The organism is Arcanobacterium haemolyticum DSM 20595, from assembly GCF_000092365.1.
GTDB classification, from domain to species: Bacteria; Actinomycetota; Actinomycetes; order Actinomycetales; family Actinomycetaceae; genus Arcanobacterium; species Arcanobacterium haemolyticum.
In genome coordinates this window covers 1,057,446-1,081,502 of record NC_014218.1, presented here as the reverse complement: position 1 = coordinate 1,081,502, position 24,057 = coordinate 1,057,446, and the positions used below count along the sequence as shown (strand labels likewise).

18 protein-coding genes and 3 rRNA genes are annotated in these 24,057 nt (G+C 53.3%); 20 read left to right on the top strand and 1 reads right to left on the bottom strand.

The features are described from left to right. The first annotated feature begins 15 nt into the window (after window positions 1–15). From ARCH_RS04870 to ARCH_RS04855, 4 genes are all read left to right on the top strand, one after another. The gene (locus ARCH_RS04870; RefSeq protein ID WP_013170173.1) at window positions 16–801 is read left to right on the top strand and encodes an SDR family NAD(P)-dependent oxidoreductase; all 786 of its coding nucleotides are present in this window, start codon (window positions 16–18) and stop codon (window positions 799–801) included. Window positions 802–891: 90 nt separating this feature from the next. Further along, a complete protein-coding gene (locus tag ARCH_RS04865) occupies window positions 892–2,037 on the top strand; it encodes an aspartate aminotransferase family protein (RefSeq protein ID WP_013170172.1) in 1,146 nt (381 codons plus the stop codon). Next, window positions 2,034–2,543, top strand: coding sequence for an arginine repressor (argR, locus tag ARCH_RS04860; RefSeq protein ID WP_013170171.1), 510 nt, complete (start codon window positions 2,034–2,036; stop codon window positions 2,541–2,543). Before ARCH_RS04865 ends, argR begins: the two co-directional genes overlap by 4 nt. Then, a complete protein-coding gene (locus ARCH_RS04855) occupies window positions 2,540–3,280 on the top strand; it encodes a nitroreductase family protein (RefSeq protein ID WP_013170170.1) in 741 nt (246 codons plus the stop codon). The genes argR and ARCH_RS04855 overlap by 4 nt, the downstream gene beginning before the upstream one ends. A 53-nt stretch (window positions 3,281–3,333) precedes the next feature. On the opposite strand, the gene ARCH_RS04850 is transcribed toward ARCH_RS04855, so the two are convergent. Next, on the bottom strand, window positions 3,334–4,740 hold the full coding sequence (locus ARCH_RS04850) for a YkvI family membrane protein (RefSeq protein WP_013170169.1): 1,407 nt from the start codon (window positions 4,738–4,740) through the stop codon (window positions 3,334–3,336). A 190-nt stretch (window positions 4,741–4,930) separates the two neighbouring features. On the opposite strand from ARCH_RS04850, the gene tyrS reads away from it, so the two are divergent. The 16 genes from tyrS (at window position 4,931) to ARCH_RS04775 (ending at window position 23,935) form a co-directional block, all read left to right on the top strand. Beyond that, a complete protein-coding gene (gene tyrS, locus ARCH_RS04845) occupies window positions 4,931–6,190 on the top strand; it encodes a tyrosine--tRNA ligase (RefSeq protein WP_013170168.1) in 1,260 nt (419 codons plus the stop codon). A 538-nt stretch (window positions 6,191–6,728) separates the two neighbouring features. Beyond that, a 16S ribosomal RNA gene (locus tag ARCH_RS04840) occupies window positions 6,729–8,259 on the top strand. A 234-nt stretch (window positions 8,260–8,493) separates the two neighbouring features. Then, a 23S ribosomal RNA gene (locus ARCH_RS04835) occupies window positions 8,494–11,581 on the top strand. Window positions 11,582–11,662: 81 nt separating this feature from the next. Then, window positions 11,663–11,779: ribosomal RNA gene (gene rrf, locus ARCH_RS04830) — 5S ribosomal RNA — on the top strand. Together the 16S, 23S and 5S rRNA genes form the textbook arrangement of a ribosomal RNA operon. Window positions 11,780–12,563: 784 nt before the next feature. Continuing rightward, window positions 12,564–13,235 carry a hypothetical protein gene (locus ARCH_RS09920; RefSeq protein ID WP_145961614.1) on the top strand — a complete coding sequence of 224 codons (672 nt, stop codon included), beginning with the start codon at window positions 12,564–12,566 and terminating at the stop codon, window positions 13,233–13,235. After that, the gene (locus tag ARCH_RS09355) at window positions 13,232–14,077 is read left to right on the top strand and encodes a tetratricopeptide repeat protein (RefSeq protein ID WP_049765897.1); all 846 of its coding nucleotides are present in this window, start codon (window positions 13,232–13,234) and stop codon (window positions 14,075–14,077) included. The genes ARCH_RS09920 and ARCH_RS09355 overlap by 4 nt, the downstream gene beginning before the upstream one ends. Then, window positions 14,070–15,083: an HAD-IIA family hydrolase gene (locus ARCH_RS04820; protein WP_013170166.1), complete on the top strand. Its 1,014-nt coding sequence runs from the start codon at window positions 14,070–14,072 to the stop codon at window positions 15,081–15,083. Before ARCH_RS09355 ends, ARCH_RS04820 begins: the two co-directional genes overlap by 8 nt. A 5-nt stretch (window positions 15,084–15,088) precedes the next feature. Then, window positions 15,089–15,268 (top strand): hypothetical protein, encoded by a 180-nt coding sequence (locus ARCH_RS04815; protein ID WP_113722191.1) that lies wholly within the window; start codon window positions 15,089–15,091, stop codon window positions 15,266–15,268. Window positions 15,269–15,288: 20 nt separating this feature from the next. Continuing rightward, complete coding sequence (locus ARCH_RS04810; protein ID WP_013170164.1) at window positions 15,289–16,113, top strand: TlyA family RNA methyltransferase; 825 nt, start codon at window positions 15,289–15,291, stop codon at window positions 16,111–16,113. 44 nt (window positions 16,114–16,157) lie between these two features. Then, entirely contained in the window at window positions 16,158–17,039 is an 882-nt protein-coding gene (locus tag ARCH_RS04805) for an NAD kinase (RefSeq protein WP_013170163.1), read from the top strand. Further along, window positions 17,036–18,730 (top strand): DNA repair protein RecN, encoded by a 1,695-nt coding sequence (recN, locus tag ARCH_RS04800; RefSeq protein WP_013170162.1) that lies wholly within the window; start codon window positions 17,036–17,038, stop codon window positions 18,728–18,730. Before ARCH_RS04805 ends, recN begins: the two co-directional genes overlap by 4 nt. A 7-nt stretch (window positions 18,731–18,737) precedes the next feature. Continuing rightward, a complete protein-coding gene (gene steA / locus ARCH_RS04795; protein WP_049765825.1) occupies window positions 18,738–19,931 on the top strand; it encodes a putative cytokinetic ring protein SteA in 1,194 nt (397 codons plus the stop codon). Beyond that, complete coding sequence (locus tag ARCH_RS04790; protein ID WP_013170160.1) at window positions 19,924–20,940, top strand: copper transporter; 1,017 nt, start codon at window positions 19,924–19,926, stop codon at window positions 20,938–20,940. Before steA ends, ARCH_RS04790 begins: the two co-directional genes overlap by 8 nt. Continuing rightward, on the top strand, window positions 20,937–21,752 hold the full coding sequence (locus ARCH_RS04785) for a hypothetical protein (protein ID WP_013170159.1): 816 nt from the start codon (window positions 20,937–20,939) through the stop codon (window positions 21,750–21,752). Before ARCH_RS04790 ends, ARCH_RS04785 begins: the two co-directional genes overlap by 4 nt. Before the next feature lie 9 nt (window positions 21,753–21,761). Further along, complete coding sequence (gene murJ / locus ARCH_RS04780; RefSeq protein WP_013170158.1) at window positions 21,762–23,321, top strand: murein biosynthesis integral membrane protein MurJ; 1,560 nt, start codon at window positions 21,762–21,764, stop codon at window positions 23,319–23,321. Further along, window positions 23,318–23,935 (top strand): NUDIX domain-containing protein, encoded by a 618-nt coding sequence (locus ARCH_RS04775; RefSeq protein WP_013170157.1) that lies wholly within the window; start codon window positions 23,318–23,320, stop codon window positions 23,933–23,935. Before murJ ends, ARCH_RS04775 begins: the two co-directional genes overlap by 4 nt. Window positions 23,936–24,057: the final 122 nt, after the last annotated feature.

Below are 24,057 nucleotides of genomic sequence, written 5' to 3'. Positions count from 1 at the left end.
CGCTAGACTGCCCTTATGACTGCTTCGAACACTGTTTTGCTCACCGGCGCATCGCGCGGTATTGGTTCTCATCTGGCGCGCCGGCTGGCTTGCCCCGGTCGCACGCTTCTTTTGCTTGCTCGTTCACAGGAAGCGCTCTACGATACGGCGCGGGCGTGTAATGCGCGTGGGGCAGAGGTTGTCACGTTCGGTGTGGATTTGGCTGACGCCTCAGCGTTGAATCGCACGTTGGATTCGATCGCGGAGTACCCGGTTGATTTGATTGTGAATAATGCGGGCTTCATGGCGGAAGAAGCGTTGCCGTGGGAGACGGATCCGGAGGCGTGGTGGCGTACACAGGAGATTAATGTGCGTGCCCCGTATTTGATTTCGCACGCGTTGGTTCCGCACATGATTGAGCGTGGTGGCGGCCGGATTGTGGATTTGTCGTCTGGTGCTGCGGTGTGGGATGCGGATTTGGCGTCGTCGTATTACGTGTCTAAGACTGCGTTGTTGCGGTTTGCTGGTTCGTTGCATGAGGCGGGTGCGCAGTTTGGTTTGCGGGTGTTTTCGGTTGCGCCGGGTGTTGTGCGTACTGATATGACTGCGAATCGTGTGATGCATGAGGGGCGTACGGAGTGGAACGATCCGTCTGAGGTTGCGGAGATTATTGGTGCGATTGCTGATGGTGAGCTTGACGGGATTGCGGGTGCGCAGGTTCGTGCAGGCACGGATTTGCTTGCGGATTTGCGGGCGCGTTCGCAGCGTGGCATCGGGCCCGAAGAGCGCAAGTTGCGTTTGACTCCGTGGGAGAATGCGTAAGACGTTACGGGGCTAACATCTTTTTGTCACGTTCTATTCAGGTTTCGCTTGTATAGTTATGCGAGAAGTTGAGTAGAAGTTAGGTTCGGTATGTCTGATCTGATTCCGCGTTACGATCAAAGCATGATGGCCGCATACGGCTTGCCTCCGTTGGTTTTGACCAGGGGAGAGGGCGTTACCGTATGGGATTCTGAGGGGCGATCCTATTTGGATTTGGATTCCGGTGGTGGGGTCACGTCACTTGGGCATAATCATCCGCAGTTGCGTTCTGCGTTGTTGGCGCAGGCGGAGAAGATCTGTCACGTATCGAATAGTTTTGCTACGGAGCCGCAGGTTGCGTTGGCGGAACGTTTGCAGCAGTGTTTGTCCGATGAAGGATATTTGGGTGCTACGGCGCGGGTTTTCTTTTCGAATTCGGGTTCGGAGGCGATGGAAGCTGCGTTGAAGATGGCTCGCTTGCATAAGCCGCGTGGCCGGATTTTGACTCTGAATCGTTCGTATCATGGGCGTACGATGGGCGCTTTGTCGTTGGCTGACGAAGCGTATCGTGCCCCGTTTGAGCCGCTTCTTTCTGGGGTTCAGGTTGTTCAGAACGCGGCGGAGTTGGAGAGTGCTTTTGACGACGACGTTGCGGCGTGCGTTATCGACGTTCACCATGGCCGTTCCATCGAGCGTTTGAACGATCACGAACTGGGCCGCGTTCGTGATTTGTGCGATCGGTTCCGGGCGTTGCTGATTGTTGATGAGTCGCTTTCTGCTGTTGGCCGGACTGGCCGTTGGTTTGCTCATACTCCGCGTGTGGTAGCTGATGTGATTACGGTTGCTCGTGGTTTGGGTGGCGGCGTTCCTATCGGTGTGACTATTGGTTTTCAAACGGCGGGCCGTTTGGTTCAGCGCGGATTGGAGGCTTCGTCTACTGGTGGTAATCCGTTGGCTACGGCGGCAGGTTTGTGTGTGTTGAACACAGTGGAGCCATTGTTGCCTCACGTGGTTCGCACTGGTGCCTGGCTGAAGGCTCAGTTGGAGGCGCTAGCCTATGAAGTCCAAGGCGAAGGCCTGATGCTGGCAGTTGCGGTGCCGGATGCAGCAGATTACGAACGCCGGCTTCGAGAAAAAGGCTTTTTAGTGTCGTCAACAAGTGGGGAGCAGATTCGCTTGTTGCCACCGTTGATTATTACGCGAGATGATCTGCGCCCATTTATTGCAGCGATGGCAGAGTTAAAGGAGTACGCATGAGTGTTTCTATCCCAACAACAAGGGCCGCACGTCAAGCACGAATTATTGCAGTTGTTGAAACTACCACAGTTTCGTCTCAAGGGCAGCTGCGTCGCCTGTTGCAAGAACAGGGGATTGCAGTAACTCAGGCTACGCTTTCGCGTGATTTGGAAGAATTGCGCGCATATAAAGAACATAATTCGGCTGGCCAGCGGGTGTATCGAATCCCTGCAGTCAATGATCTTGCGGTGGCTGATAATGGTGTTCGGGCCCAGTTAAATCGGTGGGCACGTGAACTGTTGGTGAGCGCGCAGCATGCTGAAAACCAGATTGTGCTCCGTACGCCTCCTGGCGCTGCGCAACTCTTAGCGTCATCGCTTGATCGTGCCGTTATCGATGGCGTTTTAGGGTGCATCGCAGGTGACGACACGGTTCTTGTGATTACAGCTTCGGCTGAACGCGCTGTTGAATTAAAGGGGGAGCTGTTGGATACTGCCCATGCACGTTCAACTGAGGACGCATCATGAATGACACGATCAATGCGCAGTTGGCGCATCGATCGATTCGAGAGTTTGCAGATACGCCCGTCTCAGAAAACGTGATGGCTACGCTGTTTGAGGTTGCTATGCATACGTCAACTTCGCGTGGTTTTCAGCATGCCGCCTTGATTCGGGTCACATCGCCAGAACTTCGTGGGCGGCTAGCGCAGATCGGGAGCCAAGAGTACATTGCACGTGCTCCTGAATTGATTGTGGCAATTGTTGATACTCGCCGAAGCTTCCGGATTTTAGAAGAACATTGTGCAGATACCACACCAGCAACATCTGCAGATGCCTTCCGTGAAGGCTTCACGGATGCCGTGTTGATGATTCAGAACATGACTGTGGCAGCAGAATCGGCTGGGCTGGGCGTTACGTTACTCGGTTCGATCCTTAATGACATTCCAGCATTAGTAGAAGCCTTGAGCCTTCCACGTTACACGTTCCCTGCGTTAGGAATGATCGTGGGCTATCCTGGGCAAGAACCGCAGCTTAAACCGCGTATTCCAACAAACTTACGAGTAATGGAAAATGCCTACTGTGAACCAGAATCATGGTGTGAAGCGCTCCATGATTACGATGCGGAGATGACCACCTATTACGATACCCGTGACATGAATAGGCGAATGGATGCGTTTACCACCCAGGTTGTGCGAAAACTACAATCGACTCCGGTGAAAGACGCGTTCTTTGACCATGTCAAGGCACAAGGATTCGGCCTGTAATAAGCAGATACGTTGAAGGGCGACGCCTTGTGCGTCGCCCTTCAACGTATTACTTAGCGTTGTTCAGGCCGTTCGATATCTTGTGCTTGCGCTTCGAGTGCTTGAACTCGGGCTTCTGTCCGATCCATCTCGCCCTCAGTGATGACTTCACCGTTTTCTTCGGCGGCCGCTTCTTCTTCCCATTGCTGAGAAATCACTTCCCAGGCAGGTTCGACGTCGGCTTCGTCGTCGTCCTCAATCTCCGCAACTACTTCGGCAGAAACTTCACGGTGCTGTTCCAACGAATCAACGTTCGATTCCTCCAACGCAGCAACCAACGCGTTTTCGTGACGGCGCGTGAACACGCGAGTCACATCCCACTTCACACGCAACAAACGGCGAATACGTGCGCGAAGCTTGTCCTCATGCTTGATCTCCTCGCGGCGAGTAAACCAGGCGTACGCCAAAATCGCCATCATAATCATGCCCGCATACCCAATCATCGGATACAACGTGCCCACAAGCGCTTCGAAACCAATAAACGACAAACCGAAACCAATCAACGAAAGAATCGTAATCGCAGGTAAGAAAAGCTGTGGACACGACGCAGTAACACGCTTCGCAAGCGCATAATACAACCCAATCGCAGTATTAAAAATCATGCCATACACGATCACTGCCATCGCAGTACCTGCTACCGGATGAATCTGATTCACCAACTCAAGCATTGGCATCGGAGCATCTTTTACCTTGTCAATCTGTGCGAAAATTGCCAACACGGCCGCAACCAACATGATGCCGAAAATACCGCCACCAAGTAAGCCACCCAACCCCGCAACGCGAGTGTTCAAAAGATTGCCACCCATCACCAACGCCATTGAAATAGCCAACGCCATTGACATCGTGACGTAATTGATCATGGATAAAAGTAATGAAGAAATTGCCGGCTTTAACGTGGTGGCAACTGGCTCCAAGGCACTAATCGATAGTGTGGCATCCGTGAACGAATGAATTGCCGCCATAATAATGAACACCAAAATAAACGGGGTGATGAAACCAATAACGGCAGTGACCTTATCGACGTCGAGCATGCCAGCACCGATCACCAATCCAACCATCACCAAAGAACCAACCCACACCGGAAGTCCATATTGCTGATGGAAATTCGCGCCCGCTCCAGCAATCATTACAAACCCCATCGAAAACAAGGTCAAAACGGTGAACACATCCAACAAACGGGAGACAATCGGATGAGACACCTCATCGAAAACCGCCGAATGCTCTTTCGCCTGAAAATACGACCCCAACTGCATCACGATATACCCAGACAGCGCAAAAAGCGCCGCTGCTCCAAGTGCACCCCAGATACCTGGAATACCAAAAGCAATAAAAAATTGGAGGAGTTCCTGGCCCGATGCAAAACCTGCACCAATAATCAGCCCCATAAAAGCCAAGGCCATGACAATAGCTTGTTTCAACACGATAAAATCAACTTCTCGATGTTCAATAATCAACTTTTCAATAAAAATAGTTTACGTGGTTGCTCGCAGACTCGCTTCCACTGCGGTACGTCCCACACTCCCTTCTACACAAAGTTGGAGAGTGCGCGAACCGTGAGGCACAATAGTTCTTGTACGTTTTGTACATCTAGAACGATTGAAAGGAACTCCCTTGGTTGACGTCCTCGAAGAACTCCAGTGGCGCGGGCTGATTGCTCAGCACTCGGATATTGATGAGCTACGCAAAGCTCTTAACGAGGAGAAGATCTCGTTCTATTGTGGCTTCGATCCAACCGCGGCGTCCTTACACCATGGCCACCTTGTTGCCGTGAAGATGATGAGGCACTTGCAGATGGCGGGGCATCGCCCAATTGTTCTTGTTGGCGGCGCTACCGGTTTGATCGGCGATCCGCGGCCAAAGGGGGAGCGCTCCCTCAACACACGTGAGACCGTTGCGCAATGGACCCAATCGTTGCGCGATCAGCTGGAATCCTTGCTTGATTTCGACGGCGAAAACGCGGCCATTACCGTGAACAACCTGGATTGGACTCAATCCATGAGCGCCATCGATTTCTTGCGCGATCTGGGCAAGCACTTCCGTATGGGAACCATGCTGTCTAAGGATATCGTTGCGCGGCGTTTGCAATCAGACGAAGGCATTTCCTTCACCGAATTCTCTTACCAGATCCTGCAAGCAAACGATTACCTCGAATTGTTCCGCCGGTACAACTGCACGTTGGAGCTGGGGGGCAACGATCAATGGGGCAACATCGTTGGTGGTATGGAACTTATTCGCAAGGTGGAAGGCAAGAGCGTTCATGTTCTGACGAACCAGCTCATTACCAAGTCTGATGGCACCAAGTTTGGCAAGACTGAAGGCGGGGCTGTGTGGCTGAATCCAGAAATGCTGAGCCCGTACAAGTTCTACCAGTTCTGGTTGAACACGGCGGATAACGATGTGATCCGTATGCTCAAGGTGTTTACCTTCCTGCCAAAGGAACGTATTGAAGAACTTGAAGTTGAAGTTGCGGAACGTGCGTTTGCACGCGAAGCACAACGAGTGTTGGCTGATGAAGTCACTACGTGGGTTCACGGTGCGGAGACAACCGCCCGTGTTAAGGATGCGTCTGCCGTGCTGTTTGGAAAGAAGGAACCTGCTGACGTTGACGCTGCCACCCTGCGCGATGCCGTTGCTGAACTTCCGTCCGTAAAAGCGGAACTGGGTGCAAGCCTGCAAGACGTTCTTGTAGATCTTGCCTTTGAAAAGGGCCGCGGTGCGGCACGCCGAACCATCGGTGCCGGTGGTGTTTCGCTGAACAACCAGAAGGTTGATGACGAAGAACGTGTATTGACCGAAGCCGATGTTCTGGCTGGTGGAGTCATCCTGATCCGCAAGGGCCGTAAGAATATGGCTGTTATCCATATCGGGTAAATATCTGCGCCAAATCGAGTAGATATTTACGTTAAATCTGGTAGACATCTACGCTAATGCTGGCGTGAAGGGAGCGAGGGCTTGGCCCTCGCTCCCTTTTTGTATGTGCTTTGCCCTTGTGGATAAGGATCTATGGGTAAGAGCGCTTCCTGCGCAGGGATCTGATCGTTGCTAAATGCCATGTGTGGTGGGGGTTACGTTGGTTTGGTTTGACGTTGTGGGGTGTGGGTGGGTAGAGTATTTATTCGTTGCGAGGGGCTGGAACGGTTCTTGCGGGATGGTTTTCTTCGTGATGTTGCCTTCTTGATGGTTGTCTGCTTTTGTGGTGGGTGGTTGTTGGGTGTGGGTGTGTTGTTTGATATCTCAATAGTGTGTCAGCTTTTTTACGATATTTTTTTGGTGTTGGGCTGGCTGGTTTTTTGCTGGTTGGTTTGATGCTGTTTTTTGGATGAGCTAGTTTTGGTTTGTCTTTTTTTGTTGAGCCTGTTGGGCTTTTCGGATGTATTGATTGGATGCCTTTTGTGGGTGTTTGGTTTTTTGTTTGGAGAGTTTGATCCTGGCTCAGGACGAACGCTGGCGGCGTGCTTAACACATGCAAGTCGAACGATGAAGGCTCCTGCTTGCGGGGGTTGGATTAGTGGCGAACGGGTGAGTAATACGTGAGTAACCTGCCCCTTTCTCTTGGGATAAGCCTTGGAAACGAGGTCTAATACTAGATATTCTGCTTCTGCCGCATGGTGGGGGTTGGAAAGGTTTTTTCTGGTGGGGGATGGGCTCACGGCCTATCAGCTTGTTGGTGGGGTGATGGCCTACCAAGGCGTCGACGGGTAGCCGGCCTGAGAGGGTGACCGGCCACATTGGGACTGAGATACGGCCCAGACTCCTACGGGAGGCAGCAGTGGGGAATATTGCACAATGGACGGAAGTCTGATGCAGCGACGCCGCGTGGGGGATGAAGGCTTTCGGGTTGTAAACTCCTTTTAACACTGAACAAGGCGAAAGTTGAGGGTAGGTGTTGAATAAGCGCCGGCTAACTACGTGCCAGCAGCCGCGGTAATACGTAGGGCGCGAGCGTTGTCCGGAATTATTGGGCGTAAAGAGCTCGTAGGCGGTTTGTCGCGTCTGCTGTGAAAGACCGGGGCTTAACTCCGGGGCTGCAGTGGGTACGGGCAGGCTAGAGTGCGGTAGGGGTAATTGGAATTCCTGGTGTAGCGGTGGAATGCGCAGATATCAGGAGGAACACCGATGGCGAAGGCAGGTTACTGGGCCGTTACTGACGCTGAGGAGCGAAAGCATGGGGAGCGAACAGGATTAGATACCCTGGTAGTCCATGCCGTAAACGTTGGGCACTAGGTGTGGGGCCTTTTCCATGGGTTCTGTACCGTAGCTAACGCATTAAGTGCCCCGCCTGGGGAGTACGGCCGCAAGGCTAAAACTCAAAGGAATTGACGGGGGCCCGCACAAGCGGCGGAGCATGCGGATTAATTCGATGCAACGCGAAGAACCTTACCAAGGCTTGACATACACCGGGATTATGCAGAGATGTGTGAGTCTTCGGACTGGTGTACAGGTGGTGCATGGTTGTCGTCAGCTCGTGTCGTGAGATGTTGGGTTAAGTCCCGCAACGAGCGCAACCCTTGTCTTGTGTTGCCAGCACGTTATGGTGGGGACTCACGAGAGACTGCCGGGGTTAACTCGGAGGAAGGTGGGGATGACGTCAAATCATCATGCCCCTTATGTCTTGGGCTTCACGCATGCTACAATGGCTGGTACAGAGGGTTGCGAGCTTGTGAGGGTGAGCGAATCCCTTAAAGCCAGTCTCAGTTCGGATTGGGGTCTGCAACTCGACCCCATGAAGTCGGAGTCGCTAGTAATCGCAGATCAGCAACGCTGCGGTGAATACGTTCCCGGGCCTTGTACACACCGCCCGTCACGTCACGAAAGTTGGTAACACCCGAAGCCCGTGGCCTAACTCGTTTGAGGGGGAGCGGTCGAAGGTGGGATTGGCGATTGGGACGAAGTCGTAACAAGGTAGCCGTACCGGAAGGTGCGGCTGGATCACCTCCTTTCTAAGGAGTCACGTACCACGCGTTATTGTGTTTATTGTTGTGTGGTGCCTAGCCTGGTGGTTGGGTAGTGGTTTTTAGTGGTTTATCGTATGAGGGTTGGCATGCTGTTGGGGTGTGGGATAATAGATCCTGTGCTGCCTGTGCTTGCGTGTTGCGACGGTTGTTGTGGCGTGTGGGTGTGGTGTTGGTGTGGTGGTTGAGAATTGTATAGTGGACGCGAGCATCTTTGGTTTTTTGTAAGTGTTCAAGAGCGTTCGGTGGATGCCTTGGCATGCAGAGCCGATGAAGGACGTTGTAGCCTGCGATAAGCCTCGGGGAGTTGGCAAACGAGCTGTGATCCGGGGGTGTCCGAATGGGGGAACCTGGCCAGAGTTATTTCTGGTTACCCGCACCTGAATGTATAGGGTGTGTGGGGGTAACGCGGGGAAGTGAAACATCTTAGTACCCGCAGGAAAAGATATTCTGTGAGTAGTGGCGAGCGAAAGCGGATGAGGCCAAACCATGCGTGTGTGATAGCTGTCGGGCGTTGCGCGTGTGGTGTTGTGGGGCCATGTTTGATCCAGCCGATACTGGGTCGGGTAGTGATAAATGTATGGTGTGTAGACGAATCAGTTGGGAAGCTGGACCGTAGACGGTGAGAGTCCGGTAGTTGGAACATGCCTGCCTGCTTTATGTGGTGCCCAAGTAGCACGGGGCCCGTGAAATCCCGTGTGAATCTGCACAGACCACTGTGTAAGCCTAAATACTCTGTGTGACCGATAGTGGATAAGTACCGTGAGGGAATGGTGAAAAGTACCCCGGGAGGGGAGTGAAATAGTACCTGAAACCGGACGCTTACAATCCGTCAGAGCCTCCTTGGTAGGGGTGATGGCGTGCCTTTTGAAGAATGAGCCTGCGAGTTAGTGGCATGTAGCGAGGTTAACCCGTGTGGGGAAGCCGTAGCGAAAGCGAGTTTTAAAAAGCGTGTGAGTTGCATGTTCTAGACCCGAAGCGGGGTGATCTACCCATGGGCAGGTTGAAGCACGTGTAAGAGCGTGTGGAGGACCGAACCCACTTCAGTTGAAAATGGAGGGGATGACCTGTGGGTAGGGGTGAAAGGCCAATCAAACTCCGTGATAGCTGGTTCTCCCCGAAATGCATTTAGGTGCAGCGTCGTGTGTTTCTTACCGGAGGTAGAGCGACTGGATGGCCGATGGCCCTTATCGGGGTACTGACGTCAGCCAAACTCCGAATGCCGGTAAGTCAGAGCACGGCAGTGAGACTGCGGGGGATAAGCTTCGTAGTCGAGAGGGAAACAGCCCAGACCGCCGGTTAAGGCCCCTAAGCGTGTGCTAAGTGGGAAAGGATGTGGAGTTGCTGTGACAACCAGGAGGTTGGCTTAGAAGCAGCCACCCTTGAAAGAGTGCGTAATAGCTCACTGGTCAAGTGATTCTGCGCCGACAATGTAGCGGGGCTAAGTACACCGCCGAAACCGCGGCAATAAACACTTTGTTTGTTGGGTAGGGGAGCGTCGTACGTGAGGTGAAGCAGCACAAGTAATTGGTTGTGGATTTCGTACGAGTGAGAATGCAGGCATGAGTAGCGAATGACGGGTGAGAATCCCGTCCGCCGAATGACTAAGGGTTCCAGGGCCAGGTTCGTCCGCCCTGGGTTAGTCGGGTCCTAAGGCGAGGCCGACAGGCGTAGTCGATGGTCAACCAGTTGATATTCTGGTACCGGCGAAGAACCGTCCCTGTCGAACCAAGGGATACTAACCACCCAAACCATCCATCCACGTCTTCGGGCGTGATGGTATCGGGGAGCGTGGGACCTGATCTTGTAGTAGACAAGCGTGTTAACAGGGGTGACGCAGAGTGGTAGCTCCGCGTGGCTAATGGCTTGCCACGTTTAACAGCGCAGCCCGTTCCCCAGGCAAATCCGGGGAACATTAAGGGGTGAGGCTGGATGATGACCCACACTAGTGGGGAAGCAGAGTGATCCTGTGCTGCCAAGAAAAGCCTCGACGTGAGGTTCTAGCCGCCCGTACCCTAAACCGACACAGGTAGTCAAGTAGAGTATACTAAGGCGAGCGAGTGAATCGTGGTTAAGGAACTCGGCAAAATGCCCCCGTAACTTCGGAAGAAGGGGGGCCAAAACCCTGAAGCCCTTCACGGGCTAGGGGTAATGGCCGCAGAAACCAGGGAGAAGCGACTGTTTATCAAAAACATAGGTCCGTGCGAACACGTAAGTGGATGTATACGGACTGACGCCTGCCCGGTGCTGGAAGGTTAAGAGGAACGGTTAGAACCCTCGTGGTTCGACGCTGTGAATTTAAGCCCCAGTAAACGGCGGTGGTAACTATAACCATCCTAAGGTAGCGAAATTCCTTGTCGGGTAAGTTCCGACCTGCACGAATGGCGTAACGACTTCTCCGCTGTCTCAACCACGAACTCGGTGAAATTGCATTACGAGTAAAGATGCTCGTTACGCGCAGCAGGACGGAAAGACCCCGGGACCTTTACTATAGCTTGGTATTGGTGTTCGGTACGGCTTGTGTAGGATAGGTGGGAGACTATGAAATACCAACGCCAGTTGGTATGGAGTCATTGTTGAAATACCACTCTGGTCGTACTGGATGTCTAACCTCGGACCATAACCTGGTTCAGGAACAGTGCCTGGTGGGTAGTTTAACTGGGGCGGTTGCCTCCTAAATGGTAACGGAGGCGCTCAAAGGTTCCCTCAGCCTGGTTGGCAATCAGGTATCGAGTGTAAGTGCACAAGGGAGCTTGACTGTGAGACCGACAGGTCGAGCAGGTACGAAAGTAGGAACTAGTGATCCGGCGGTAGCTTGTGGAAGCGCCGTCGCTCAACGGATAAAAGGTACCCCGGGGATAACAGGCTGATCCTGCCCAAGAGTTCATATCGACGGCATGGTTTGGCACCTCGATGTCGGCTCGTCGCATCCTGGGGCTGGAGTAGGTCCCAAGGGTTGGGCTGTTCGCCCATTAAAGCGGCACGCGAGCTGGGTTCAGAACGTCGTGAGACAGTTCGGTCCCTATCCGCTGCGCGCGCAGGAAACTTGAAAAGGGCTGTCCCTAGTACGAGAGGACCGGGACGGACGAACCTCTGGTGTGCCAGTTGTTCCGCCAGGAGCATCGCTGGTTAGCTACGTTCGGAAGGGATAACCGCTGAAAGCATCTAAGCGGGAAGCCTGCTTTAAGATAAGGTTTCCACGATCCTAACGATCGGAAGGCCCCCTACAGACCATAGGGTTGATAGGCCAGACGTAGAAGCCCGGTAACGGGTGAAGCTGACTGGTACTAATGGCCAACCACCTACAAAAACACGTAACAAACACGCACGCGTCCACTATACAACTCCCAACCCCCAAACCAACCACAGAAACTATTCATCCAACCGTTTTGACGGTGGTCACAGCGGTAGGGAAACGCCCGGACCCATCCCGAACCCGGAAGCTAAGCCTACCAGCGCCGATGGTACTGCACCCGAGAGAGTGTGGGAGAGTAGGACACCGCCGTCACCACACCATCGAGGGGCTAACCAACACACCGGTCAGCCCCTCAAACACACCCCACAACACAACAACACCAAGCCCACACATCATACGCGTGGGCTCACATCCATATACACCCACACCAAGCCCACACATCATACGCGTGGGCTTAAATTTATATATAACCCACGGCAAAACAAACCCACACAGACACCAAACCACGCTAAATGGTGCTAAATGAGGCAAATGTGAATAGAAATGGGTCAAAAGGTGTAATTGCGCCACCAAGATGCAATAAAAAGCGCTAAACCGACATGTTAGTTTGCTAAAGACAAAGACTATGAAGCGCTACAACAGTCAACTACACGACACCAAAAAGCGCCACAGACAACAAGAGAGCCATATACAGCACTCCCGCGCAATCCCCCACCTATATAGCACTATATCGCGGGAAATGGCGCCAAAGCATGGTAAATGGCATCAAAATACGCAAGGTCTGCACAGAATTACACCAAAAATCATAATTACACCACCAAGATGCAACAAAACACACATCCAAACTTAGCCTCAGCAACACATGCCTCAAAACATACGCACCCCATGTGAAACACATTCCTAACCAACGCAGATCTTGTTTCGTAGTGATCTGTCTAGTGTAAGATGAACAGCGAATGCATTAGGGCATCCCACTGATTTTTTACAATTTAAGCCGAGGAACATATGTCAGATTACCGTAATAATAACGAACACCGCTCTCATCGAGATGGTGGTTCCTCGGGATGGAAGCCCGCGGGTGAGCGCCGTTGGAATAATGACCGTAATGATCGCCGTGATGACCGTGGTGAGCGCCGTTGGAGCAATGATCGTAATGATCGTCGTGATGATCGCGGGCCACGTAAGTGGGATAACGACCGTCGCGAAGATCGTGGTGGGCGCCGTTGGAATAACGATCGTAATGATCGTCGTGATGATCGCGGGCCACGTAAGTGGGATAACGATCGCCGAGAAGATCGTGGTGGGCGCCGTTGGAATAACGATCGTAATGATCGTCGTGATGATCGTGGGCCACGTAAGTGGGATAACGATCGTCGTGATGATCGTGGGCCACGTAAGTGGGATAACGATCGCCGAGAAGATCGTGGTGAGCGCCGGTGGAATAACGATCGTAATGATCGTCGCGAAGATCGTGGTGAGCGCCGTTGGAGCAATGATCGTAATGATCGTCGTGATGATCGTGGGCCACGTAAGTGGGATAACGACCGCCGAGAAGATCGTGGTGAGCGCCGATGGAGCAACGATCGTAATGATCGTCGTGATGATCGTGGGCCACGTAAGTGGGATAACGATCGCCGCGAAGATCGTGGTGAGCGCCGTGGGGGAGACCGCCGCGAAGAACGCTACCAACGCAATAGCCTTGTTGCAGAAATTCCAGAATCGATTACCGCGCAGTCACTCGATGCTGAGGTACGCCGTCACCTCATGAGTCTCAATAAAGAAAATAGCGAAACTGTAGCACGTCACCTTGCATATGCAGGTGAAATGATGGATATCGATCCAGAAGTTGCCTACACTCACGCCCATGCTGCATACCTCCGTGCAGCTCGCGTCGATGTTGTTCGCGAAGCGCTTGGCCTTACTGCATACATCACTGGACGTTACGCAGAAGCACTACGTGAACTGCGTACTTACCGCCGCATGAGCGACGATTACTCGCATATCCCGCTTGAAGCCGATTCAGAGCGCGGTATGGGACGCCCAGAAAAGGCTCTCCGTTTTATCGAAGGTGTACCACTGGCCCGCCTCGATGCCGAAGCCAAGATTGAACTCGCACTCGTTACTTCCGGTGCTAGAGCAGAGACTGGCGATCATGAAGGCGGCCTTTCAGTCCTTGAAAAGATTATTGTTGAGAACCTCGATTCGGAACTCGCAGCTCGCGTCCAGCTTATTAAGGCAGACCGCCTAGAAGAACTCGGCCGCCTTGACGAAGCAACCGAGCTCCGTGCCGAATGGGAAGCTGTACTTGAAGATAACGAAGATTTCTCCATGATGGTTGATCTCGATGACGTCCTTGATGATCTCCCAGAAGAACCAGAAATGGAGATGGAACACGACGATTTTGCAGAAGCTCGTGACATCGTAGAAGCTGACGAAGAAGAATTCGACAGTGAATTCGACGATGAAGAGAACTTCGACGACGATGTTGATGGCGAAAAAGCTGACGACGAACCAATGGATGAAGAAGATCCAGAGTTCGACGAAGCATTCGACGAACTCTTTGACGCTGAAGAAGACCAAAGAAAAGACCACAAGGGTAGTGATGAGTGACCGCGTGATTCTCGATTCTTATGACGTGATCCTGTCAGATCTTGACGGGGTTGCCTATCGTGGCGCAAGCGCTGCCACGGGTGCTGTTGAAGGATATGCGGAAGCGAAAGAACGAGGCGTGCGAGTTGTTTATATGACCAACAATTCGGCACGTATCCCGCAGGATACTGCGGATCAACTTTCGTCACTTGGCATCCCAACAGAAGCAGATGACATTGTTTCGAGCGCCATTACTGGAGTCATGCTCCTAGCCACGCTGGTACCGGCAGGCGCCAAGGTTCTGCCTCTTGGTGCGGAGGGCGTATATGACGCCCTCCGCACAGGAGGATTCACCATTGTAGAATCTGCAGATGATAAGCCAGATGCAGTTTTGCATGGCCTGAACCCAGAAACGACGTGGAGTGACCTCTCAGAAGCAGCCTTGGCTATTCGCGCTGGTGCGATCTACGTTGCCACCAACACGGATGCGACTCTTCCACGAGAACGCGGCGAATACCTCGGCAACGGATCGCTTGTAGCGGCAATTACGCATGCTACTGGAGTAGTTCCACCGTCGTCTGGCAAACCAGAACCAACAATGTACAAGCTGGCCCTTGAAAAATCTGGTGGTCTGCGCCCTCTCGCAGTAGGGGATCGACTCAACACCGATATCCTCGGAGCTAACCACACCGGATATGATTCGGCGCACGTGCTTACAGGCGTGACAACCATGCGTCAGGTCATGCTTGCTTCCATAGACGAACGGCCAACCTACCCGGTTTTTGATTTGCGTGATTTGTCAACTGAATACCACGCTCCTATCGCTGATGGAAAGCGTGTGTATGTTGGAAATATCTATGCTGAAATCGATGGACACACCATCGTGCTCAACGGCAGAAGCCTTAGCAACAACGACGCCCTGACCTGTGCCGAATACCAGGCCGTCGTGGCAGCCGTATGGCGCGCTGTCGATAGCGGAACAGATATGGATTGGATCCCGCAGTTCCAACCTCTCTGGTACAAGTGACAACAATGATCGCGGATAACACTCGTCATCCACTTCCTGAACATCCAGCACCCAAACCTACGATTCAGATCGATCCGGTTCGGGTGCTGGATGCACTTGCAGGTAAGCCAGCATCCGATCAAATCACCGATCTAGAGAACGTCCACCAAGAATTGACGCGCATGCTCGGCCGCGCCACACTGTGACACCCGCAAAGGAATAAACCATGGCAAAACTGATCCGTGTTGATGCAGAGCTCGTGCGTAGAGGGCTTGCACGTTCCCGAAGCGAAGCAGCAGAACTCATCAACGCAGGGCGGGTTCTCCTTGATAAAAATGTGGTTGTTAAACCATCACGCCAGATGGATCCAGCGCAGGCCCTCATCGTCAACGATCAGGATCGCGACGATTATGCGTCCCGAGGTGCTCACAAACTGATCGGCGCACTGGATTACTTAGGCGATGCTGCCCCTCAAGTGAAAGGTGTACGTGCCTTGGATGCAGGCGCATCCACCGGTGGCTTCACCGATGTGTTACTTCGCCGTGGTGCTGCATCAGTTGTGGCGGTTGACGTCGGCTACGGCCAACTGGCTTGGCGCCTCCGCGAAGATCCGCGCGTAGAAGTCCATGAGCGCACGAACGTCCGCACACTCTCCCCAGACGTCGTTGCTCCCGCACCAGGGCTGATCGTGGGCGATTTATCCTTCATCTCGCTCACATTACTTATCCCACCGCTGGTTGCCTGTGCATCGCCCACCGCCGATTTCCTTCTCATGGTGAAGCCTCAATTTGAGATCGGTAAGGACCGGCTCGGTGCAGGTGGCGTAGTGCGAAACCCGGAGCACCACGTCGAAACAGTGCTCAATGTGGCGCTATGTGCCCGCGAAAACGGCCTTGGTATCCAGGCCATCGCACCGTCTCCGCTTCCAGGCCCTGCAGGAAACGTCGAATACTTTATTCATATGAAAGCTGGCACGCCAGATGCGTTGGGCGAGGATCTCGAAAACGCTATCCGCGAAGCCGTAGCCGCAGGACCTGCAGGACAGCACTGAACCCGATTAGCATTAAGGCACGAGGTCTTATTAAAGGAGGTGCGATGGCCAGGAACGTGGCTCTCTTGTCGCACGATCGTAATCCTGACGTGATTGAATCGGCTAGGCGTGTGGCGCGCGCATTAACAGAGGCCCACGTGGAGGTCACGTGGCTACCAACAGTTCCGTGGGATACAGCCGAAGACGATACTATTGCGCCGTTGCAAGCCGACCTGTCAGGTGTGGATCTTGTTGTGGTGATTGGCGGAGATGGCACGATTTTGCGTGCTGCCGAATTGACGTATGGTTTGGATCTTCCGATTTTGGGTATCAACTATGGTCACATGGGTTTTTTGGCGGAAGCTGACCCGGAATCGTTGGATCATGTGATTTCCGCGATTCGGCTTGGGGAGTGGTCTGTTGAACGCCGCATGGCAGTGAGCGTGGTGATCGAAACTCCTGATGGGAAGGAATCGCGCAGTTGGGCGCTGAACGAAGTATCGATTGAAAAAGATCCGGTGTCGCGTATGGTCGAAGCTGATATTGCGATTGATGAGGTTCCGCTATCGGCGTTTAGTTGCGATACGGTTTTGGTTTCCACGCCCACGGGGTCTACAGCGTATTCGTTTTCGGCGGGTGGGCCGGTTGTGTGGCCCGACGTCGATGCACTCGTGGTCACTCCCGTTGCGGCGCACGCGTTGTTTGCGCGCCCGCTTGTGGTTGGGCCTGATTCGCACGTCTCGGTTCGGATCAATAGCGATAACGCACACGTGTGGTGCGATGGGCGCCGGTTGTTTTCGGCGCCGGCAGGCACACGCGTGAGCGTGACGCGAGATCAGCACAGAGTTACCTTGGCCCGGTTGAACGCGATGCCGTTTACGTATCGTTTGGTTCGGAAGTTTAATTTGCCTACGCACGGGTGGCGTTACGATGGGGAGAACGCATGATTGAAGAGCTTCGTATTAAAGATTTGGGCGTTATTGAACATGCGCACGTACAGTTTGGGCCTGGTTTGAACGCTTTGACGGGTGAAACAGGCGCTGGAAAGACCATGGCTTTGACGTCACTCATGATGCTCATGGGGGCCAAGATCGATTCGGCGAAAGTTCGCGCGGGAGCTCAGGCTGCGGTTGTGGACGGTACGTTTGTCGTTGACGCGCACTCGCCTGCGATCGATATTGTGCGTAACGCTGGGGGAGACGTCGATATCGACGACGATCAGGCCGTCATTTACGTCAGCCGTCATGTTCCGGCGTCTGGCAGAACTCGTGCCTATGTTGGAGGCCAAGCGGTACCACTTGCGATTTTGAAACAACTAAGTGAGCATCTTGTTACTGTTCACGGCCAAAAAGATCAACTTCGGCTCACTGCACCCCAAGCGCAACGGAAGGTTCTTGATACGTACGGTGGCACCAGCGTCGGTAAAACTCTAGAAAAATATCGCGACGCGTGGGAAACCTACCAAACTACGCAACGGGAACGTGACGAATTCGCGGCGAAAGTTGCGCAAGCTGGAACGGAAAAACTCGCCCTTCAAGCGTTTATCAAGCGTGTGGATGCGGTGAGACCTGTGTTAGGCGAAGAAGAAGAACTAAAAAAGCGCGCGATGGTGCTCGAAAATGTGGAAGACGTACGAAACGCGTTGACCAATGCGGCTGTGGCTCTTGACGCGGAAGAAACGGGAGCGCTCTACAACCTGGACCGGGCCGCCCATGAACTTGCCAAAATATCAACGACGGATCCAAGCCTGGCTGAACTCGTCACGGTACTTCGTGAGGTGAGCTCGCGCGCGTCCGATGTGTCAAACGAACTCGGAGTCAAGCGCGCAACCTTGGACGCCGATCCGGAACAGCTCAACGCAATCCACGAACGGCGCGCCGAACTCCGATCGCTTCAACGCGATCTCGGCATGGATATCGCTGATATTATCGAACGCCGCGAAACCGCAGACGAACGCCTTGCTGCCATTGCCGATTCTCAAGCAAATCTTGAAAAAATGACCCAAGCTGTGAATAAAGCATGGGATGAAGTCGAACGTATCGGAACCAAACTCAGCGAACAGCGCGCTGCTTCCGCCAAAAAACTAGGTATCTCCGTAACGCGAGAACTCGCGCAACTAGCCATGAAAGACGCCACATTTTCTGTCAGTGTGACCCGTGCGAACGAAGCCCGTTCGCACGGACTTGACGATATCGAATGCCAACTCGCGCCCCACCGTGGAAGTAAACTATTACCACTCGGAAACACAGCTTCGGGCGGTGAAATGTCACGCGTGATGCTCGCACTCGAAGTCGTGTTAGCTGACGGCAATTCCACCGCGGAACACACCTTTATTTTCGATGAAGTGGACGCTGGAATCGGCGGTAAGACAGCACTTTCTATCGGAGAAAGGCTTGCCTTACTTGGCCGTGGTTGCCAAGTGATTGCCGTAACACATTTGGCGCAAGTTGCCGCCTACGCGTCACGCCATCTGACCGTAGAAAAAAATCTCACCGCAAGCGGTGGATTGACCAACGTTAAAGTACTTGATGCTGACGAACGCGTGGCCGAATTAGCCCGAATGCTCTCCGGACACGAAGAATCTGAAGCGGCACTCACACACGCGGCTGAACTACTTAGCACCGCACATGTGTCATGATATTTCTATGGTATTCAAACGGCGTAAGAATGCGAACGCGGATCTCAGTGGCGATCATGAGGGATCCGTCAAAGTCGATTCCCGAACAAAGAACCTAACAAAACGTCTTGTTGCGGGTGATATTGCGATCATCGATCACGAAGATCTGGATCGCGTATCAGCCGAAGCACTCGTTGAATGCAAACCTCGTGCAGTGCTCAACGCGGCCAAATCCACATCAGGACGTTACCCGAACCTCGGGCCAATCATCTTAAATGAAGCAGGCATTCCACTCATCGATGATCTCGGTTCGGCAATTATGGACGTACGCGAAGGCAGCATCATTAAAGTGGACGCTGCGGGCGTTGTCACTGAACGTGGCGAAATCATCGCTGAAGGCCGAGTACAAACAGCGCAGACTATCGAAGACGCGCGCGAAGCGGCACGCGCCGGAATGTCTACCCAACTCAAGGCTTTCGCCACAAACACGATGGAGTATGTGGAGCGCGAACAAGATCTGATTCTCGACGGGATTGGCATGCCAGACGTTCGCACGTCGTTCGCCGGCCGCCACGCGCTGATTGTTGTGCGCGGATACCGCTATAAGGAAGATCTTCAAGCGCTTCGCACCTACATCCGCGAATACCGGCCAATTTTGATCGGTGTTGATGGTGGAGCAGATGCGCTGATCGAAGCCGGATACAAACCAGACATGATCGTTGGGGATATGGACTCTGTGTCCGATGAAGCCCTCAAATCTGGTGCAGAAGTTGTTGTGCACGCATATCGCGATGGCCGGGCACCGGGCCAAAAACGCGTAGAACACTTGGGAATTGAACACGTTATCTTCCCTGCTACAGGAACATCCGAAGATATCGCGATGTTGCTAGCTGATGCCAAGGGTGCGAACCTGATTGTTGCGTTGGGTACTCACTCAACACTGATCGAATACCTGGATAAGGGACGCCGCGGCATGGCATCGACATTCTTAACTCGTTTGCAGGTTGGTTCGAAGCTGATCGATGCAAAGGGTGTGAGCCAACTGTATCGCTCACGAATTTCTAACTGGCAGATTGCGTTTTTGCTGATCACAGGCGTGCTTGTGATCGCGGCATCGCTGGCAGTTACTGACGCCGGGCAAATTCTTTTTAGTTTGGTCAATGTCTGGTTCTCAGACACGGTTTTCTGGTTTAAGAATCTTTTTAGGTGGAATCATGGTTGACTTTCGTTATCACCTCGTCTCGCTTGGCGCAGTATTTATCGCCCTTGCTGTTGGTATTATTTTGGGCGCCGGCCCGTTGCAGAATTCGATCGGCAACGTGTTGAACTCTCAAGTTCAGGCGCTATCTGAAGCGAATTCGCGGCTCAAAAATGAGACCAGCGAACTTCGTAAGAGCATTGCGCAACAGGAAGCAGCCTGGACTGACGTTGCTCCAACCTTGGTTTCTGGTACGCTGACAGGCCGTTCCGTTGCGATCGTGGCACTGCCAGGCACCAACACGGAACAGATTGTTGCTACCACTGAACGTCTTACCCAGGCAGGCGCAAGTGTGAACATGCAGGTGACCTTGAATAACGTCTGGACGGCAGCAGACCAAACCGCCTACCGCACAACATTCGCGTCCCAGTTGGCATCGTATATTGAAGGTGCAGAACAAGGTGCCGATGCGAACACGATGATGGCGGATGCTTTGCGTCAGCTCACAGTCAAGGGGACTGGTTTTGGCCAGAATGCCACCTTGCGTGACATCTTCACCGGGTCTGAAAGGCCAATGATGACAATCGCTGTAACAAACGAAGCCGAAGCGCAGGCCGTTGTTTTCATTGCTCCTGACACGGATCAGGCTGAGATCGATAAGAAAGCCGCAAAGAATTCTGAAGTTCAAGCACAGGCTACCTATGATGCTCAAACCTATGCTGAACTGGCTGCTCGTTTCGCTAAGCACATTCCAACCGTAGTTGCTGGAGTTGCCGATTCACCAGCGGATGTGGCACGAGTTGTCCGCGATGCTGGTAGTGCTTCTACTGTGGATAACCTGAATGAATCACTTGCAATTGGCACAGTGAACGTGGTGATGGCAGTTGCTGCAGAACTTAATGATTCTCTGGTTCACCTGGGGTTTGACGACGGCGCCGGTGCCCCCCTCTCACCTCGCGTCGAATCGGTTAAACCTGCCGATAATCCGCCAGCTGCAGGCGAAGCCCCTGCACAGGAGCAACCAGCAGCATGATCAGGAAACTTCTAGCGGCTGCCGCTGGCGCAACGATCGCTTATGGGATTGGGAAAGCCGCTAAACGCCTTCCACTGGATTCGTGGGAACGGCCTTCGTTCAAAGGCACTTCTGTATCCTTGGTGAGCGGTGCACAGCTTGCCGGCGGTATGATGGCAGGCACATTGCTCACAGCCCGTGGTTCGATCCGTGGTGCTAGCCTAGTTGCCACGGGAGCTGGTGCCGCTGCAGGATATATCGATGATCATTGTGAAGGTTCTTTTGCGGCGCAGGGAAAAGGTTTCCGTGGGCATCTTGGTGCTCTCAAGCAGGGCAAAGTAACTTCCGGTGTGGCTAAGATCGCGATTATCGGTGCTGGTGCAACGGTGGCAGGGATCTGCCTGGAAAAGCCAAGATCGTTTTCTGGCCTTATAGCTGCTGGCGTGGATGCCTTGTTGATCGCTTCCACGGCAAACCTGATTAACCTTCTTGATTTGCGGCCAGGCCGGGCGTTGAAGGCATCAGGGATGGTTGCCTTGCCGCTGGCTTTGGTGCAAAAAGATGGGGGAGTACCGTTGTATGCGCTGATGGGAGCGGGAACATTGGTCGCTCCAGACGATCTCAACGGTACAACCATGCTAGGCGATTTGGGCGCAAATGCGATGGGCGCACAGTTGGGCGTTTCATTGGCAGCCACGTTGCCTGTGCCAGCTCGGCTGCTGGCTCTTGCGGGCGTTGCAGGCTTAACCTTGGCCTCCGAAAAGGTCTCTTTTTCCTCTGTGATTGAGCATAACCGAATTCTTTCTATGATTGATGCGTTTGGCCGCCCGTAAGGAAGCCTTATGAAGAAGACATCGTCGGTTGCGGGAGCAGCAGGCATTATCGCGCTGCTAACGTTGGGTTCGCGCATGATGGGATTGGTGCGTAAGTTAGCGCAATCGTGGGCTATGTCCGATGGTGCGGTGGCAGGTACGTACGATACAGCTAACACGGTTCCGAATGTGTTGTTTGAGGTGGCAGCAGGCGGCGCGCTTGCGGGTGCAGTGATCCCGCTGGTGTCGCGCTTCATGGCGCGCAATCTCCGGGCAGAAGTGTCGCAGACCGTCACGGCTTTGTGCACGTGGATTTTGTCTGTGTCGGTGCCGCTGGCTGTGATAGTGATACTCGCAGCCCCATCGATCGTTGGTTTCTTGCTTGGTGATGTGCCTGCTGAACAAGCCGCGTTAGGCACGAGTCTGCTACGGATGTTCGCCATCCAGATCCCGTTGTATGGCATATCGGTGGTGTTTTCCGGAGTGTTGCAGGCGCACAAGCAGTTCGTGTTGCCTGCTCTTGCGCCATTGCTATCGTCGATCGTGGTAGTTGGTGTGTTTGCCTGGTATGCGCTCACTGTTGGCCCGCAGATAGAACCTGCTGAGGTTACGATGGCCGCGGTGAGTTTGTTGGGGTGGGGGACAACTGCGGGTGTTGCCGTGTTCTCGCTTGTCCAGTTACCTGCGGTGCTCAAGTTGGTTCAGATTCGAATCGGATGGAGCTTCCCTGATGGTGTTGGGCGCGATACGGTTCGTATGGGTGGCGCTGGTTTGGCTGCGCTGGCGGCTCAACAGGTTGCGATTATTGCGATTATGTACACCACGAATGCGTTGTCTGACGCCGGCACGTTTGCCGCGTTTAACTATGCGTATGCGATTTTCATGGTTCCGTATGCTGTGTTGGCTGTCCCGATTGCTACTGCGGTGTTTCCACGGATTTCCGAAGCGAGCGAACTGGGGGAGACAGCGAAGCTGAAAATGTTGGTTGGGAAATCGACTTACCTTGTACTGGTCATGGGGAGTGTTGCGGCAGTGTTGATTGCCGTGTTGGCTGGTCCAGCTAAGACTGTGGTTGAGTTGGGTAATCCGATCGTGGGCTTGGATCTTGCGTTACAGACGATGGCATTAGGAGCTGTCGGTTTTTCGCTTCTATATCACGGTGCTCGCGTCCTGTATGGTTTGGGACGCCCGCGTTATGTGGTGTTGACGAACACGATTGCGTGGGCGGCCACGATTGCCGTGTTGATTTTTGCGAATGCGCTAGGAGTTTCTGGGCGTGAGGCTACATTGGCGTGGGTTGGTAGTGCGCTGTCGATTGGCTTAAGCGTCGGTTCAATTGTTTTGTTAGGGATTCTTCGGCGGACGAGCGGTGCACGGATCATTGGCGATTATGGGAATCGTTTGGTTCGAGTTTTACCTGTACTCGCTGTGACAGGCGTGGCTGCATGGTTTGGCGTGCCGTGGATTCAGGGTATGACTAGTGGTGGCATTGTGGGTGCGTTTGTTGCGGCTGCGTGCGGTGGGCTTGGAGTGCTGGTGCCAGTAGTTTTCGTGATGCGGCATGATTTGCGTGGAAAGGGTTTGATGTGAGCACCTACAGGACTGTTCTTGGTGAAATCGCGTTAGAAGACGTATCGGTACCAGATCACGTCAAAGTTTTATCATCGACGCACGAGTATTCCAGTCCCGTTTTTGAGGTGTGGAACGATCAGCTTGAGTTTGATTCGGGGGATCGTGCGTTTCGCCAGTATATGGATCATGACGACGCCGTGGGCATCGTAGCGATTCGGCCTCACGGTGATTCGTGGGACGTGTTGTTGATTAACCAGTATCGGCATGCTCCTCGGCAGATGATGTGGGAGATTCCTGCCGGGTTGTGTGATGTTGCGGGTGAAGATAAACGAGTTGCTGCTGCGCGGGAGTTGGCAGAAGAGACCGGCTATGAGGCGGGGCAATGGACCGAGCTAGTAGATTTTCATGCGTCAGCTGGTGTGAGCAACGAAAAGATCACGATCTTCTTGGCTGAAGACGTGCGTGAAGCAACTGCGGTTGAGTTTGAGCGCATGGAAGAAGAACGCGAAATAACTGTTCATTGGGTGAACATTGATGACGTTATGGACGCTATTTTCAGCCGCCATATATCCTGCCCTACGCTTGTTGTTGGGGTGCTCGCTGCAATGTTCTATGTGAAAAAACGTGGGTAACGCCCGATATAGCGGGTTTTAGTGACACTTTTGCATTCGATTGTGGCGTAACTCTTCCTAATCCGACTTGCAAAACTTTAATATTGCAACAAAAATGTTGTGTAAAGATTGAAGTAGTTGGA

Bases quoted from the DNA above. Each gene is read 5' to 3' on its own strand.
- ARCH_RS04815 (WP_113722191.1), top strand. From the start codon at position 15,089: ATGATCGCGGATAACACTCGTCATCCACTTCCTGAACATCCAGCACCC.
- ARCH_RS04790 (WP_013170160.1), top strand. From the start codon at position 19,924: ATGGTTGACTTTCGTTATCACCTCGTCTCGCTTGGCGCAGTATTTATC.
- recN (WP_013170162.1), top strand. From the start codon at position 17,036: ATGATTGAAGAGCTTCGTATTAAAGATTTGGGCGTTATTGAACATGCG.
- ARCH_RS04785 (WP_013170159.1), top strand. From the start codon at position 20,937: ATGATCAGGAAACTTCTAGCGGCTGCCGCTGGCGCAACGATCGCTTAT.
- ARCH_RS04810 (WP_013170164.1), top strand. From the start codon at position 15,289: ATGGCAAAACTGATCCGTGTTGATGCAGAGCTCGTGCGTAGAGGGCTT.
- ARCH_RS09920 (WP_145961614.1), top strand. From the start codon at position 12,564: ATGACCGTAATGATCGCCGTGATGACCGTGGTGAGCGCCGTTGGAGCA.
- ARCH_RS04865 (WP_013170172.1), top strand. From the start codon at position 892: ATGTCTGATCTGATTCCGCGTTACGATCAAAGCATGATGGCCGCATAC.
- ARCH_RS04855 (WP_013170170.1), top strand. From the start codon at position 2,540: ATGAATGACACGATCAATGCGCAGTTGGCGCATCGATCGATTCGAGAG.
- argR (WP_013170171.1), top strand. From the start codon at position 2,034: ATGAGTGTTTCTATCCCAACAACAAGGGCCGCACGTCAAGCACGAATT.
- ARCH_RS04870 (WP_013170173.1), top strand. From the start codon at position 16: ATGACTGCTTCGAACACTGTTTTGCTCACCGGCGCATCGCGCGGTATT.
- steA (WP_049765825.1), top strand. From the start codon at position 18,738: ATGGTATTCAAACGGCGTAAGAATGCGAACGCGGATCTCAGTGGCGAT.
- murJ (WP_013170158.1), top strand. From the start codon at position 21,762: ATGAAGAAGACATCGTCGGTTGCGGGAGCAGCAGGCATTATCGCGCTG.
- ARCH_RS09355 (WP_049765897.1), top strand. From the start codon at position 13,232: ATGAGTCTCAATAAAGAAAATAGCGAAACTGTAGCACGTCACCTTGCA.
- ARCH_RS04820 (WP_013170166.1), top strand. From the start codon at position 14,070: ATGAGTGACCGCGTGATTCTCGATTCTTATGACGTGATCCTGTCAGAT.
- ARCH_RS04805 (WP_013170163.1), top strand. From the start codon at position 16,158: ATGGCCAGGAACGTGGCTCTCTTGTCGCACGATCGTAATCCTGACGTG.